At 41.0% G+C, this 14,785-nt stretch carries 12 protein-coding genes; 11 read left to right on the top strand and 1 reads right to left on the bottom strand.

Annotation, left to right across the window (positions count from 1 at the left end; genetic code table 11):
* Positions 1-347 precede the first annotated feature (347 nt).
* From H0173_RS15460 to H0173_RS15425, 8 genes are all read left to right on the top strand, one after another.
* Positions 348-1,199: a 3-hydroxybutyryl-CoA dehydrogenase gene (locus H0173_RS15460; RefSeq protein WP_221847412.1), complete on the top strand. Its 852-nt coding sequence runs from the start codon at positions 348-350 to the stop codon at positions 1,197-1,199.
* A gap of 47 nt (positions 1,200-1,246) precedes the next feature.
* Complete coding sequence (locus tag H0173_RS15455) at positions 1,247-2,377, top strand: acyl-CoA dehydrogenase (RefSeq protein WP_221847411.1); 1,131 nt, start codon at positions 1,247-1,249, stop codon at positions 2,375-2,377.
* A 72-nt stretch (positions 2,378-2,449) separates the two neighbouring features.
* Positions 2,450-3,589, top strand: a complete 1,140-nt coding sequence (locus H0173_RS15450) for an acyl-CoA dehydrogenase (protein ID WP_221847410.1) — start codon at positions 2,450-2,452, stop codon at positions 3,587-3,589.
* A 96-nt stretch (positions 3,590-3,685) separates the two neighbouring features.
* Positions 3,686-4,333 carry a TetR/AcrR family transcriptional regulator gene (locus H0173_RS15445; RefSeq protein WP_221847409.1) on the top strand — a complete coding sequence of 216 codons (648 nt, stop codon included), beginning with the start codon at positions 3,686-3,688 and terminating at the stop codon, positions 4,331-4,333.
* The gene (gene icmF, locus H0173_RS15440) at positions 4,333-7,602 is read left to right on the top strand and encodes a fused isobutyryl-CoA mutase/GTPase IcmF (protein WP_221847408.1); all 3,270 of its coding nucleotides are present in this window, start codon (positions 4,333-4,335) and stop codon (positions 7,600-7,602) included. The genes H0173_RS15445 and icmF overlap by 1 nt, the downstream gene beginning before the upstream one ends.
* A gap of 215 nt (positions 7,603-7,817) precedes the next feature.
* Positions 7,818-8,009 (top strand): hypothetical protein, encoded by a 192-nt coding sequence (locus tag H0173_RS15435; RefSeq protein ID WP_221847407.1) that lies wholly within the window; start codon positions 7,818-7,820, stop codon positions 8,007-8,009.
* A 186-nt stretch (positions 8,010-8,195) separates the two neighbouring features.
* Positions 8,196-8,762 (top strand): DNA-directed RNA polymerase subunit delta, encoded by a 567-nt coding sequence (rpoE, locus tag H0173_RS15430; RefSeq protein WP_221847406.1) that lies wholly within the window; start codon positions 8,196-8,198, stop codon positions 8,760-8,762.
* 319 nt (positions 8,763-9,081) lie between these two features.
* Positions 9,082-10,683 (top strand): CTP synthase, encoded by a 1,602-nt coding sequence (locus H0173_RS15425; protein WP_221847405.1) that lies wholly within the window; start codon positions 9,082-9,084, stop codon positions 10,681-10,683.
* Between the two features lie 674 nt (positions 10,684-11,357).
* On the opposite strand, the gene H0173_RS15420 is transcribed toward H0173_RS15425, so the two are convergent.
* On the bottom strand, positions 11,358-11,882 hold the full coding sequence (locus H0173_RS15420) for a DUF2529 domain-containing protein (protein ID WP_221847404.1): 525 nt from the start codon (positions 11,880-11,882) through the stop codon (positions 11,358-11,360).
* A gap of 228 nt (positions 11,883-12,110) precedes the next feature.
* Here H0173_RS15420 and H0173_RS15415 point away from each other — a divergent pair, with 228 nt between their 5' ends.
* The 3 genes from H0173_RS15415 to fsa all read left to right on the top strand — a co-directional run bounded on the left by H0173_RS15415 (position 12,111) and on the right by fsa (position 14,623).
* Positions 12,111-12,479 (top strand): response regulator, encoded by a 369-nt coding sequence (locus H0173_RS15415; RefSeq protein WP_221847403.1) that lies wholly within the window; start codon positions 12,111-12,113, stop codon positions 12,477-12,479.
* 260 nt (positions 12,480-12,739) lie between these two features.
* Positions 12,740-13,597, top strand: coding sequence for a class II fructose-bisphosphate aldolase (locus H0173_RS15410; RefSeq protein ID WP_221847402.1), 858 nt, complete (start codon positions 12,740-12,742; stop codon positions 13,595-13,597).
* Positions 13,598-13,981: 384 nt separating this feature from the next.
* Complete coding sequence (fsa, locus tag H0173_RS15405) at positions 13,982-14,623, top strand: fructose-6-phosphate aldolase (RefSeq protein ID WP_221847401.1); 642 nt, start codon at positions 13,982-13,984, stop codon at positions 14,621-14,623.
* The last annotated feature ends 162 nt before the right edge of the window (positions 14,624-14,785 follow it).

Below are 14,785 nucleotides of genomic sequence, written 5' to 3'. Positions count from 1 at the left end.
CAAAGCGGTAGGTATCGCAAACAAATTAGCTGTTTCGCAAACAAAGCGGTTGGTAACGCAAACAAACTAATAATTTTCGCAAACAAAGCGGTTGGTAACGCAAACAAACTAATAGTTTTCGCGAACAAAGCGGTTAGTATCGCAAATAAATTAGCAGTTTCGCAAACAAAGCGGTAGGTATCGCAAACAAACTAATAGTTTTCGCAAACAAAGCGGTAGGTATCGCAAATAAATTAATAGTTCGCAAACAAAGCGGTAGGTATCGCAAACAAACTAATAGTTTTCGCAAACAAATCTATAAGTTTCGCAATTAATCCAGCACCTATACGAAGAACGGAGGACCAAATATGAACGTACAAAAAATTATGGTGATCGGGGCTGGCCAAATGGGCTCTGGAATCGCCCAAGTATGTGCGCAGGCTGGCTACAGTGTCCTGCTAAACGACTTGAAACCAGAATTTATTGATCGCGGATTAGGAGTCATTAAGAAGAACTTATCTCGTCAGGTTGAAAAAGAACGAATGACTGCTGAGCAGATGGAAGAGATCCTAAGCAGGCTTACTCCATCAACAGATCTTCAGGATGCGAAGGCTGTTGACCTCGTGATTGAAGCAGCTGTAGAAAATATGGAAATCAAAACAAAGATTTTCAGCCAACTCGATGAAATCGCACCAGCACATACCATCCTGGCAAGTAATACTTCATCGCTGCCGATCACAGAGATTGCTGCAGCGACCAAGCGTCCTGAAAAAGTAATCGGCATGCATTTTATGAATCCTGTTCCGGTTATGAAGCTAGTAGAAATTATCCGCGGCCTTGCTACAGCGGATGAAGTGTATCAAACAATTGAGGACATGACCAATACGCTTAAAAAGGTACCGGTTGAAGTCAACGACTTCCCAGGATTCGTGTCAAACAGAATACTCATGCCGATGATTAATGAAGCGATTTATACCCTTTATGAGGGTGTTGCTACAAAAGAAGCAATCGATGAAGTGATGAAGCTTGGCATGAATCATCCGATGGGCCCGCTAACGTTAGCTGATTTCATTGGCCTGGATACTTGTCTATATATTATGGAAACCCTTCACGAAGGATTCGGCGACGATAAATATCGCCCTTGTCCACTGTTAAGAAAATATGTAAAGGCTGGCTGGCTCGGACGCAAAACAGGCAGAGGCTTTTACGTTTATGAATAAAGTCCATTTGAAAATAATCATCCGAGAGGTTTAACGGAGGGCTGAATATGAATTTAAGATTTACCGAAGAGCAAGACATGATGAGGAAAATGGTTCGTGATTTTGCTCAGTCTGAAATTGCTCCATTTGTTGAAAAAATGGAACAAGGTGAGTTTCCTAGTGAAATACTAAAAAAAATGGGGGAGCTTGGCTTAATGGGGATTCCCGTTCCGGAACAGTACGGCGGGTCGGAAATGGATTTTACCTCTTATATTATCGCAATTCATGAATTATCAAAGGTGAGCGCGACGATTGGCGTTATTCTTTCCGTTCATACCTCTGTTGGAACGAATCCAATTCTTTATTTCGGAACAGAAGAGCAAAAGCAAAAATACGTGCCAAAGCTAGCTTCCGGGGAGTATCTAGGTGCCTTTTGCCTAACAGAGCCTAGCGCCGGTTCTGATGCGGGAAGCCTGAAATCAAAGGCTGTAAAAAACGGGGATCATTATATCATTAACGGCTCCAAAGTCTTTATTACAAACGGCGGCGAAGCAGATGTGTATATTGTTTTTGCTTCGACTAGCCCTGAGCTTGGCAGTAAAGGAATATCTGCTTTTATCGTTGAAAAAGATACGCCGGGACTTGTGATTGGAAAAGACGAGAAAAAAATGGGCTTGCATGGCTCTAGAACGCTGCAGCTTAGCTTTGAGGATATGAAGGTGCCTGCCCAAAATCTACTAGGCGAAGAAGGTGAAGGCTTCAAAATTGCCCTCGCAAATCTCGATGTCGGCAGAATCGGTATTGCAGCACAGGCACTCGGAATTGCAGAGGCGGCACTTGAAGCAGCGGCAGCTTATGCGAAAGAGCGTGTACAATTTGGAAAACCGATTGCCGCTCAGCAAGGGATAGGCTTCAAGCTAGCAGATATGGCAACAGCAGTTGAGGCATCAAAGCTATTAATCTACCGTGCAGCTGATCTTCGCCAAAGAGGGGTTAAGTGCGGGATAGAAGCATCCATGGCTAAGCTTTTTGCCTCTAAAACAGCAGTTGAGGTTACAACAGAAGCGATTCAAGTATTAGGCGGCTACGGCTATACAGAAGATTATCCGGTAGAACGATATTTCCGCGATGCAAAAATTACAGAAATATATGAAGGCACAAGTGAAATTCAGCGATTAGTAATTAGCAAACAGCTTTAATAAATCAGCCTGAAGGGGACTTTCGCATTGCCCCACAGGCTCTACAAAAATAGATTAACGGGGGACAGGGACATGAACTTTCAATTATCAGAAGAACATGAAATGATTAGAAAAATGGTACGAGATTTTGCAAAGAACGAAGTGGCCCCAACGGCAGCTGAGCGTGATGAGGAAGAGCGATTTGACCGTGAAATTTTTGATAAAATGGCGGAGCTTGGTCTGACAGGGATTCCATGGCCAGAGGAGTACGGCGGCATCGGCAGTGATTATTTAGCGTACTGTATTGCTGTAGAAGAGCTTTCAAGAGTATGTGCATCAACAGGTGTAACTTTATCTGCTCATACTTCATTAGCAGGCTGGCCAATCTTCAAATTCGGTAGTGAAGAGCAAAAGCAAAAATATTTACGTCCAATGGCAGAAGGTACGAAAATTGGAGCTTATGGGTTAACAGAGCCTGGCAGCGGCTCGGATGCCGGCGGGATGAGAACAACAGCGCGTCTAGAAGGAGATCATTACGTATTAAATGGCTCTAAAATTTTCATCACAAATGGTGGAATTGCTGATATTTATGTTGTTTTTGCATTAACAGATCCTAATGAAAAACACCGTGGAACAACGGCATTCATCGTGGAAGCAGGTTTCGAGGGCTTCTCAGTGGGCAAAAAAGAGAAAAAGCTTGGAATTCGTTCTTCACCAACAACAGAAATTATTTTTGATAATTGTAAGATTCCGGTTGAAAATGTACTAGGCAATGTAGGGGAAGGCTTTAAAATTGCGATGATGACGCTTGATGGCGGACGCAACGGGATTGCTGCACAGGCTGTTGGAATTGCCCAAGGTGCTTTAGATGCGTCGATTGAATACGCGAAAGAACGCGTTCAATTTGGTAAGCCAATTGCGGCTCAGCAAGGAATCGGCTTTAAACTGGCAGATATGGCAACAAGCATTGAAGCCTCAAGACTATTAACATACCAGGCTGCATGGCTAGAATCAGAAGGTTTGCCATATGGAAAAGAATCAGCGATGTCGAAACTATTAGCTGGCGATACAGCGATGAAGGTTACGACAGATGCTGTTCAAATCTTCGGTGGCTACGGCTATACAAAGGATTACCCGGTAGAACGCTTTATGCGTGATGCCAAGATCACCCAAATTTATGAAGGAACACAGGAAATTCAACGCCTTGTTATTTCTCGTATGCTGACAAAATAGGTCCCTATCATTTATTCTATTAAGAAAAAGGCGAGTTGAGAGGAGAGCCGATCGTGAAACTTTCTCCTCTCTGCCTTAAGAAAGACGGTAGGTAAAATGAAAAAACGCGAAGTGCAGGCGTCCGTAAAAGATGAGCGCCTTGTCAAAAAGAGACGAGATCAAATGATTAAAGGGGCTGTAACCCTATTTATTCAGAAGGGCTTCCATCGCACAACGACAAGAGAAATTGCGAAAGCAGCAGGCTTTAGCATTGGCACATTATATGAATATATTAGGACGAAAGAAGATGTGCTGTATCTCGTTTGTGACAGCATCTATGACCAGGTAAGCGACAGGCTGCAGAAGGATCTTGATACAAATCAAGGAACATTAGAAAGCTTAAAGATGGGGATTGCTGATTACTTCCGAGTGGTCGATGAAATGCAGGATGAAGTTCTTGTCATGTACCAGGAGGTCAAATCCTTATCAAAGGACGCCCTTCCATATGTTCTGAAGAAAGAAATCGAAATGGTTGAGATGTTTGAACAAATTATCAGCAGATGTGTGGAAAATAAAGAATTTGATCTTACAGAAGATAGGATAAAAATGATTGCACACAATATTTTTGTTCAAGGGCAAATGTGGGCTTTCCGCCGGTGGTCATTGAAAAAAATGTATACGCTTGAGGAGTATATTGAGCTGCAAACAGAATTGCTTTTTCAAGGGATTAGAAAACCTGCGCTATCACGAACAGGAGGAGAATAATGAGTAGTTCAGCAGTAGTGTATAAGCCAAAGAACCATATTCGATTTGTTACTGCTTCAAGTCTTTTTGACGGCCATGATGCTTCTATTAATATCATGAGACGGATCATTCAGGCGAGCGGTGCAGAGGTGATCCATTTGGGACATAATCGCTCGGTGGAGGAAGTAGTGAATGCAGCCATTCAAGAGGATGTTCAAGGAATTGCGATATCTTCCTATCAAGGAGGACACGTTGAATACTTTAAATATATGTATGATCTGTTAAAAGAAAGAGGCGCTTCTCATATCCGCATTTATGGAGGCGGCGGCGGAGTTATCATTCCTAAGGAAATTAAAGAGCTTCATGAATACGGGATTGCCCGAATTTTCTCACCTGAGGATGGACGTCAGCATGGACTTCAAGGCATGATTAACATGATGATTGAAGAATGTGATTTTCCAACCTTTACGGTAGAAGCGACCGAGCAAATTGAAAAGCTTGAAGAAGGAAACACTAATGCTATTGCGAAGCTGATCACGTTAGCAGAGCATCATGTGACGGTTGACAAAGAAGCTGCGGCAGCACTTGATTCGGTAATGGAAAAAGTGAAATCATTGGAAAAGTCAGTCCCTGTCCTCGGAATTACAGGTACAGGTGGAGCTGGAAAAAGCTCATTAACAGATGAACTGATTCGCCGCTTCATTAATGAAATTCCGGAAAAGAAAGTGGCTATTTTATCGGTTGATCCTACAAAGCAAAAAACAGGCGGAGCCCTTCTTGGCGACCGTATCCGTATGAATTCAATTTTTAACCCGCGTGTTTATATGAGAAGCTTAGCGACAAGAAATTCAAAGAGTGAGCTTTCACTGGCGATTAAGGATGCCATTTCTGTTGTAAAAGCTGCAGGCTTTGACCTAATTGTTGTAGAAACAAGCGGAATCGGGCAAGGGGATGCAGAAATAACTGAAATTTGTGACGTTTCTATGTATGTGATGACGAGTGAATTCGGTGCGCCTTCCCAGCTTGAGAAAATCGATATGATCGATTATGCCGATTTAATTGTCATTAATAAGTTTGAGCGCAAAGGCTCTGAAGATGCGAAGCGCCAAGTGCAAAAGCAATATCAAAGAAGCCGCATGCTTTTTGAAAAGGATATTGAAGAAATGCCTGTATTTGGCACGATTGCGAGTCAATTTAACGATCCGGGAACAAATGCTGTTTTTGCCGCGATTATTGAAAAATTAAATGAAAAGGCTAGTACAGATTGGGAAACTAGCTTTTCAAAGCATGCAATAGTCGAAAAGCAAAATGTCATTATCCCGAATGAGCAGCGCTATTATTTAAGAGAAGTATCAGAAACGGTACGTAAATATCATAAAAAGGCCGAAAAACAGGCAGATCTTGCCCGTAAGCTATTCCAGCTGGAGGGAGCTATTCTTGCCGTTAAGGAGCAGGAGGCAAACGAAGAGGTTCTTGCGTCACTTGAAGCAGTTAAGTCTAACGTTGAATCCCAGCTGACTCCGGAAACGAAGAAAATCCTGAATGGCTGGGAGTCGTTAAAGGAAAAATATACGGGAGACCAATTCGTCACAAAAATCCGTGACAAAGAAATTATTACGGTCTTAAAAACGAAAAGCTTATCCGGATTAAGTATACCTAAGGTGGCCCTTCCTAAATATAAGGATTATGGGGAAATTATCCGCTGGGTTTATAAAGAAAATGTTCCAGGCTCATTCCCGTTCACGGCCGGGGTGTTCCCGTTCAAGCGTGAAGGCGAAGATCCAAAGAGACAATTTGCTGGAGAAGGAACACCGGAAAGAACGAATCGCCGCTTCCACTATTTATCTAAGGACGACTCGGCTAAACGCCTAAGTACAGCGTTTGACTCTGTTACATTATATGGAGAAGACCCAGATTATCGTCCGGATATTTACGGAAAGGTTGGCGAAAGCGGCGTCAGCATCTGTACGCTGGATGATATGAAGAAGCTTTATGCCGGCTTTGATCTGTGTCATCCATCTACATCAGTGTCAATGACAATTAATGGCCCAGCTCCAATCATTCTAGCCATGTTCATGAATACTGCGATTGAGCAGCAGGTAGAAGCGAAGGAAAAAGAGCTTTGCCGCATTCTAACAGTAGAAGAATTTATGGAAGTGAAGGCACTAACTTTACAAACGGTTCGCGGAACAGTTCAAGCTGATATTTTAAAAGAAGATCAAGGGCAAAATACTTGTATCTTCTCGACGGAATTTGCCCTTCGCATGATGGGGGATATTCAGCAATATTTTATTGATCATAAAGTGCGTAACTATTATTCTGTATCCATTTCAGGCTATCATATCGCTGAAGCAGGGGCTAACCCGATTTCACAATTAGCATTCACATTAGCTAATGGCTTTACGTATGTAGAATACTACTTGAGCAGGGGAATGGATATTAACGACTTTGCACCAAACCTATCATTCTTCTTCTCGAATGGCTTAGATCCTGAATATACCGTTCTAGGCCGTGTAGCTCGCCGAATTTGGGCGACGGTGATGAGAGATAAGTATGGTGCCAATGAGCGAAGCCAGAAGCTTAAGTATCATATTCAAACATCTGGTCGTTCTCTTCATGCTCAAGAGATTGATTTCAATGATATTCGTACAACATTGCAAGCACTAATGGCATTGCAAGATAACTGTAATTCCCTTCATACGAATGCTTATGATGAGGCGATTACAACGCCGACAGAGGAATCTGTGCGCCGCGCAATGGCCATCCAAATGATTATTACGAAGGAACACGGCTTAACGAAAAACGAAAATCCGCTGCAAGGCGCTTTCATCATTGATGAATTAACCGATCTTGTCGAGGAGCAGGTGCTTCAAGAATTTGAACGCATCAATGATCGCGGAGGAGTTCTTGGCGCCATGGAAACGCAATATCAGCGTGGAAAAATTCAGGATGAGTCCATGCATTATGAAATGCTAAAGCATACAGGCGAGCTTCCAATTATCGGAGTCAATACGTATTTAAATCCGAACCCTCCTTCTGAAGAAGAGATGAATAATATGGAGCTGGCAAGGGCAACAAAAGAAGAAAAAGAAATGCAAATCCAAAATCTTCGCAGCTTCCAAGAACGCAATAAAGATCAAGCAGAGGAAGCGCTGCTGCGATTAAAAGAAGCAGCCGTATCCGGCGGTAATATTTTTGCAGAGCTGATGGAGACAGTGAAAGTAGCAAGCCTTGGCCAAATTACTAGAGCCCTTTATGAAGTGGGCGGACAATATAGAAGAAATATGTAGGTTCGTTGTAAGTATAGAAGGAAATCGGTGAGAACGCCGATTTCTTTTTTTCCATGTTAGGAGTGTAAAACTTTTTTTAGTATGAAAATTGTCTTGCCAAGGCGCTTGGGCCTTTTTAAGTAATATACAATCATTGCCAAGTTATATATAATCGAAGTAATTGCAGAAAGCGGGACCCTTTAGCTTCTTGGATATTAGTTGCAGGATGTGGGAATGTGAAAAACATCTTTATGTTGATTGTGATAATAGGAACTCTTGTCGGATTTTATTATTTGTATCAAATGCAGCTTGGCGCCATTCCTTTCTTTTTAATATCCATTTATTCCTTTACTCGCGCCTATAGCCAGCTCTCCCGAAAAATAAAAAACACGGATAAAAATGAAAAAGATAATGGGCGAAAGATATAGCTGGCATAAACACTAAATTATTGTTTATAATGAAGAATATGCATTCACGGGGCTGTAAAAGGACATAGAAATCCTTGTTAAAACGGCTCCCAAATACATAAAAAGATAAAGCTACTAAACTGATTTTCCAAAAGTTATTTATTTTCGCTTTCTTAAAAGCGTGACATAGAGAAAGGACGTGCAAATATGAGTTTATATGAACTTTCAAAAGAAGAGCTTCAGGAAATGTCTTTCATTGAAGTCGCTTATGAACTATTAAAAGGCAAAAAAGAAGCATTGGCATTTCAGGATATTATGGATGAACTAACAACTCTCCTTGATCTGACAGAGGATCAGGTGCGAGCGAAAATTGCCCAATTCTATACAGATTTAAACATTGATGGACGTTTCCTAGGCTTAGGGGACAATAAATGGGGACTTCGTGTATGGTATCCAATTGAGCAGCAGGAAGAGGACGTTGTAACAGAAATTAAGCCTAAGAAGAAAAAGGCTAAGAAGGCTGCTGATGATGAGCTTGATGAATATGATGAATTAGATGATGAAGATATTGATTACGATGATCTTGATGATCTAGAGGATGAATTCGAAGAAGATGAAGAGTTATTAGAAGAAGATGATGAACTTCTAGATGATGAAGACCTGGAAGATGAAGACGATGACCTTATCGAGAGTGACGAAGAATATGATCTTGGCGATGAAGATGAGGAAATTGAAGATGATGATATGGACATAGAAGAGGAAGATTTAGATTAATTTTTTCCTCATAGAAGTTTCTGCACACCATCTTGACTTTTTTTTTGCAGGCTTGTAGAATACTTTTTGGGCTCCTTAAAAAGGAACGAATCATTAGACGCGTATAGCGCTCCCTTACTTGTAATAAAGTAAGCGGGGCGCTATTTATTTTTTGGCAAGTAAGAAATATAGCTTATGTACCGGATTTAAGTGTATTTCCTATGCTACTTTAAGTTCACGCATCCTTAAGTTGGGACTATACCCGCCATAATCAAAATTCATTATTTTTAGTCTTTAAATAAAGGCGAATATGCACAAACTGAAATGAGGGGGAATAATAATGACAAAGTATATTTTTGTAACAGGTGGCGTTGTTTCATCACTCGGTAAAGGGATTGTCGCAGCTTCCCTTGGACGCCTTTTGAAAAACAGAGGATTAAGCGTGACGATTCAAAAATTTGATCCATACATCAATGTGGACCCAGGGACAATGAGCCCATATCAGCATGGAGAGGTGTTTGTAACAGGGGACGGAGCTGAAACAGATCTAGACTTAGGTCACTATGAGCGTTTCGTTGATGTAAATTTAACAAAATACAGCAGTGTAACGACTGGGAAGATTTATTCAACTGTACTTAGAAAAGAACGCCGCGGTGAATATAATGGCGGTACGGTTCAAGTGATTCCGCATATTACGAATGAAATCAAAGACCGTGTTTTCCGTGCGGGACATGAAACGAATTCAGATGTAGTTATTACTGAAATCGGCGGAACAGTAGGGGATATCGAATCCCTTCCATTCTTAGAAGCGATTCGCCAAATTAAAAGTGATATCGGCCGTGACAATGTAATGTACATTCATTGTACGCTAGTTCCGTATATTAAAGCTGCAGGCGAAATGAAAACAAAGCCAACTCAGCACAGTGTAAAGGAATTAAGAAGCCTAGGCATTCAGCCAAATGTCGTAGTTGTTCGAACAGAAATGCCAATTTCACAGGATATGAAGGACAAGCTTGCTTTATTCTGCGATATTGATAAAGAGGCTGTTATCGAATGCCGTGACGCTGAAACATTATATTCTATTCCACTTGCTCTTCAAGAACAAAATCTTGATAGCTTAGTTTGCAATCATTTAAAACTAGCATGCAGCGAAGCAGACATGACGGAGTGGAAGCAGCTAGTTGATAAAGTGACAAACTTATCAAAAACAACAAAAATCGCTCTTGTTGGAAAATATGTTGAGCTGCAAGATGCTTATATTTCTGTAGTAGAGGCATTAAAGCACGCAGGCTATGCACATGATTCTGATATTGATATTAAATGGATCAATGCAGAAAACGTTACAGAAGAGAATGTTACTGAGCTATTAAGCGATGCAGACGGAATTCTTGTTCCTGGCGGATTTGGAGATCGCGGAGTTGAAGGGAAAATCCTTGCAATTCAATACGCTCGTGAAAATAAAAAACCATTCCTTGGCATTTGCCTAGGTATGCAATTAGCTTCTATTGAATATGCTCGCAATGTACTGAATTTACAAGGAGCACATTCAGCAGAAATTGATCCAAAAACAAAGCATCCAATCATTGACCTTCTTCCTGAGCAAAAGGATGTTGAAGACTTAGGCGGAACATTAAGATTAGGTATCCAGGCTTGTAAAGTTACAGAGGGTACTAATGCTTATGAAGCTTATCAAGATGAAGTTGTCTATGAGCGTCACCGCCATCGTTACGAGTTTAATAATCACTACCGTCAAGAAATGGAAGAGGCAGGCTTTGTCTTCTCGGGCACAAGCCCAGATGGACGCCTAGTGGAAATCATTGAAATCAAAGATCATCCATGGTTTGTCGCTTCACAATTCCACCCAGAGTTTGTGTCAAGACCAACACGCCCACAACCATTATTCCGTGACTTCGTTGGTGCATCATTGAAATTTAGTGAATAAGAATAGATTTTTGAGACTCTTTGAGTATCAGCTCTCCAGTGTGGGGGGGCTGGTACTTGGCAGGGTCTTTTTTTTATTGCAGAGGGGGGTAGAAGGGTAAAACGGTAGCATAGGGGGGTTCAATGAGCTTGTTTTGGGAGAAAAGTGGTTGAATCGGGAACATAGAGCGATTCAATGTACGCATTTTAAGGGGAAAGTCAGTGAAACGTAACAAAGAGTCGTTCAATGAGCTTGTTTTAAGAGGAAAGTTGTTGAAATGGGAACATAGAGCGGTTCAATGTACGCGTTTTAAGGGGAAAGTCAGTGAAACGGTAACAAAGAGTCGTTCAATGAGCTTGTTTTGAGAGAAAAGTTGTTGAAATGGGAACATAGAGCGGTTCAATGTACGCGTTTTAAGGGGAAAGTCAGTGAAACGGTAACATAGAGTGGTTCAATGAGTTTGTTTTGGGAGAAAAGTTGTTGAAATGGGAACATAGAACGATTTAATGTACGCGTTTTTAAGTGAAAGCCAGTGAAACAGCAACTTAGAGCCATTTAATGTAACTATTTTAATGTTAAACTCAATAAACCGGTAACTATGAACCATTCATAGCTACCGCCAAGTTCAACGCATTGCAGAAAGCATCAGTATCCAGCTCAAAGCCTTAAAAATCCCTGCCTCCAACTATGTCCTCTTATTCATATTCCTCAAAAATTTCCTCCAACGTAAAGCGGATTCCATAATACGCAAATAATGCAGCCATAGAAGCGGGGAATCCAAACCGGTTGCCTTCTTCATCTGGCAGCAATCCTTTTGTAAGTTTTAAGTCAATATGCACATCGGCAAGATCAGTTAAGCCATGCCCTTCTTGAGCGGTGGAGATGCCTACGAACGGAATTCTATTCTCGGATAGGATTTCTCCCATTTTTACAGCTTCTTCATCAGTGGAGTTTCTTGTCACGATGAGGAACCGATCTGTTTCAGAAAGATCATCAAGCGGTTGGTCAAGTGGCCAAATGGCAGCGTTTTTTAATGGTTCCTGTCCCGCTGTTGCTTCATAGGCAACTGCATTCATTTCATTTGTAGCAAATATGTATATATTTCCCTCTCCAACTGCTGCCTGGGCAAGCAGTCTAGCACTATCCTCCATGGAAAATTCTTCTTTTTCCTGAATTCTTTTAAACAGCCCTGTAAGCTGTGTAGAAAACATTTTTAGCATGATCTCTCTCCTATCATTTCGTAGATTCGCTGAGTTCATTATATGAAAAATGGGCAGAAAGGTAAAATTGACGAAAGAGACGGTGATCAAAAGTTTTTTCAGAAGAAGGAATTTCTATCCAAGAAATAGAAATAAAGGGAAGGGGAATGTATAATAATGGGTAGCGTAGCTAAACAATCGTCTATTAAACATGACAGAATTTTTGATACGAAGGAAGAGGTGGGTTGATTGAAGGGGAAAATATTAATCGTTGATGATCAATTTGGTATTCGGATTTTGCTAAATGAAGTACTGCAAAAGGAAGGGTACGATACATACCAGGCTGCAAATGGAATTCAGGCACTTGAAATTGTCTCCAAGCATTCACCTGACTTAGTTCTTCTCGATATGAAGATCCCTGGAATGGACGGGATTGAAATATTAAAAAGAATGAGAGTCATTGATAAGGATATCCGTGTGATCATTATGACGGCATATGGTGAGCTTGATATGATTCAGGAAGCGCGGGACTTAGGAGCCTTAACACACTTTGCCAAGCCATTTGATATTGATGATATCCGGGCGGCAGTTAAGAAATATGTCCCTATTACAAATTAAATCTATATGCTTTGTGAAAAAGCAGCCTGTGGGGTATGGATACAGATCTATTAATAAACATCTGTATTCGTGCCCCGCAGGCTTTTTTTAAACATGAAAATTTAGTTGGAGTAATGGAATTTCTTATTAGGTTTTGGTATGATACAAATGAATTCCATACGATCGGTTCAGTTTAAGCAGGATGATACATAAACGGAAGTACCTGAGGGAAGATTATCCTGTGAAAATAAGAAACGATGATTCATGAAGGAGGAAGAACGATGCCTTTAGTTTCAATGACTGAAATGCTTAAAAAGGGAAAATCCGAAGGCTATGCAGTAGGTCAATTTAATTTAAATAATCTTGAGTTCACTCAAGCGATTCTTCAAGCAGCAGAGGAAGAAAAATCCCCTGTCATCCTAGGTGTGTCCGAAGGGGCTGCACGCTATATGGGAGGATTTAAAACCGTTGTTAAAATGGTAGAAGGCTTGCTTGAAGATTATAAAATTACTGTACCTGTAGCTATTCACTTAGATCATGGTTCAAGTTTCGATAAATGTAAAGAGGCAATTGATGCTGGTTTTACTTCTGTTATGATTGATGCATCTCATGACCCTTTTGAAGAGAATGTGGCGACTACATCTAAGGTAGTAGAATACGCACATGCTCGCGGAGTGTCTGTAGAAGCGGAATTAGGAACAGTTGGCGGCCAAGAAGATGATGTCGTGGCTGACGGTGTTATTTATGCAGATGCGAAGGAATGTGAAGAGCTAGTAAAACGAACAAATATTGATTGCTTAGCTCCTGCATTAGGATCTGTGCATGGTCCTTACAAAGGCGAGCCGAAGCTAGGATTCGCTGAAATGGAGGAAATCGGAAACCTTACAGGCGTTCCTCTCGTTCTTCATGGCGGAACTGGAATCCCGACAAAGGATATTCAGAAGGCGGTTTCTCTAGGGACAGCTAAAATCAATGTAAATACAGAAAACCAAATTGCTTCTGCTAAAAAGGTACGTGAAGTATTAGAGGCAAATCCATCAATGTATGATCCGCGCAAATACCTAGGACCAGCAAGAGAAGTCATTAAGGAAACAGTTATCGGCAAAATGCGCGAGTTTGGTTCATCTGGGAAAGCTTAATAAACAGCGTTAGGAAACCGCCTTTATGTTAGAGGCGGTTTCGATTCATTTGTTAAGAACCAGGAAATAATAGTAAAGATTTTTAATCTATACAATATTGAAAGCACAGAGTGGATTGGAGTGGAAGGCACTTGACTCCTCCAAAATACATCCGTATTTTGTCGTGCGGTGTTAATCCAGGGATGTTTAATCAATGTCCTGCGGGATGTAGAGGAAAGGTCGAGACCCCGCAGACGGAACGGCGAGGAGGCTCGACTTCCTCCCCGCGATCGCTGCGTGCCTGTAACGGAAAGGAACGGTTCACTGTTTCGTTTTAAATAACTTTACTAATAGAGCATTACATAAAAATAATAGACTTATTAAAGTATTGAAGGAGGATTTACAATGAAATTTTTTATTGATACAGCAAATATGGAAGAGATCAAAGAAGCACACGCACTAGGGATATTATCCGGGGTAACAACTAACCCTTCTTTAGTGGCAAAGGAAAAAAACGTAACCTTCCATGATCGACTTCGTGAAATTACAGAGCTTGTTCCAGGTTCCGTTAGCGCAGAGGTTATTGCTCTTGATGCTGAAGGAATGATTAAAGAAGGACGTGAGCTTGCAGCAATCGCTCCAAACATTACAGTTAAGGTCCCAATGACTCCAGATGGATTAAAGGCTGTTAGTACTTTTTCAAAAGAAGGCATTAAAACAAACGTAACTCTTATTTTCAGTGCAAACCAAGCATTGCTTGCAGCTAGAGCAGGTGCAACATACGTATCTCCATTCCTTGGCAGACTTGATGATATTGGTCATAATGGGATGGACCTAATTTCAACAATCGCTGATATTTTTGCAATCCATGATATCGAGACAGAAATTATTGCTGCATCTATTCGCCACCCTCAGCACGTAACAGACGCAGCTTTAAAAGGTGCTCATATTGCGACAATTCCTTATAAAGTGATTATGCAATTATTTAAACACCCTTTAACGGATAAAGGAATTGAAGCATTCCTAGCAGATTGGAATGCTCGATAATAAAATGGTCGGATTATCATTTTTTACCTAACTTTGGGTTTTATCAATTGCCAAATTGGGGTAAAGTGTTAGTAGTTCCAACTATAAAATGATAACTTTCTTTACATATTCATACATGGGAATGGTTTTTTCGTGTAAACTAGAAGATGGGATTATTACGGA

It is taken from the genome of Bacillus sp. S/N-304-OC-R1, assembly GCF_019749375.1.
In the GTDB taxonomy this organism is placed as follows: Bacteria; Bacillota; Bacilli; order Bacillales; family Cytobacillaceae; genus Cytobacillus.
Note: the sequence above shows the minus strand (reverse complement) of the source record. Positions and strands in the feature narration are given on the sequence as shown.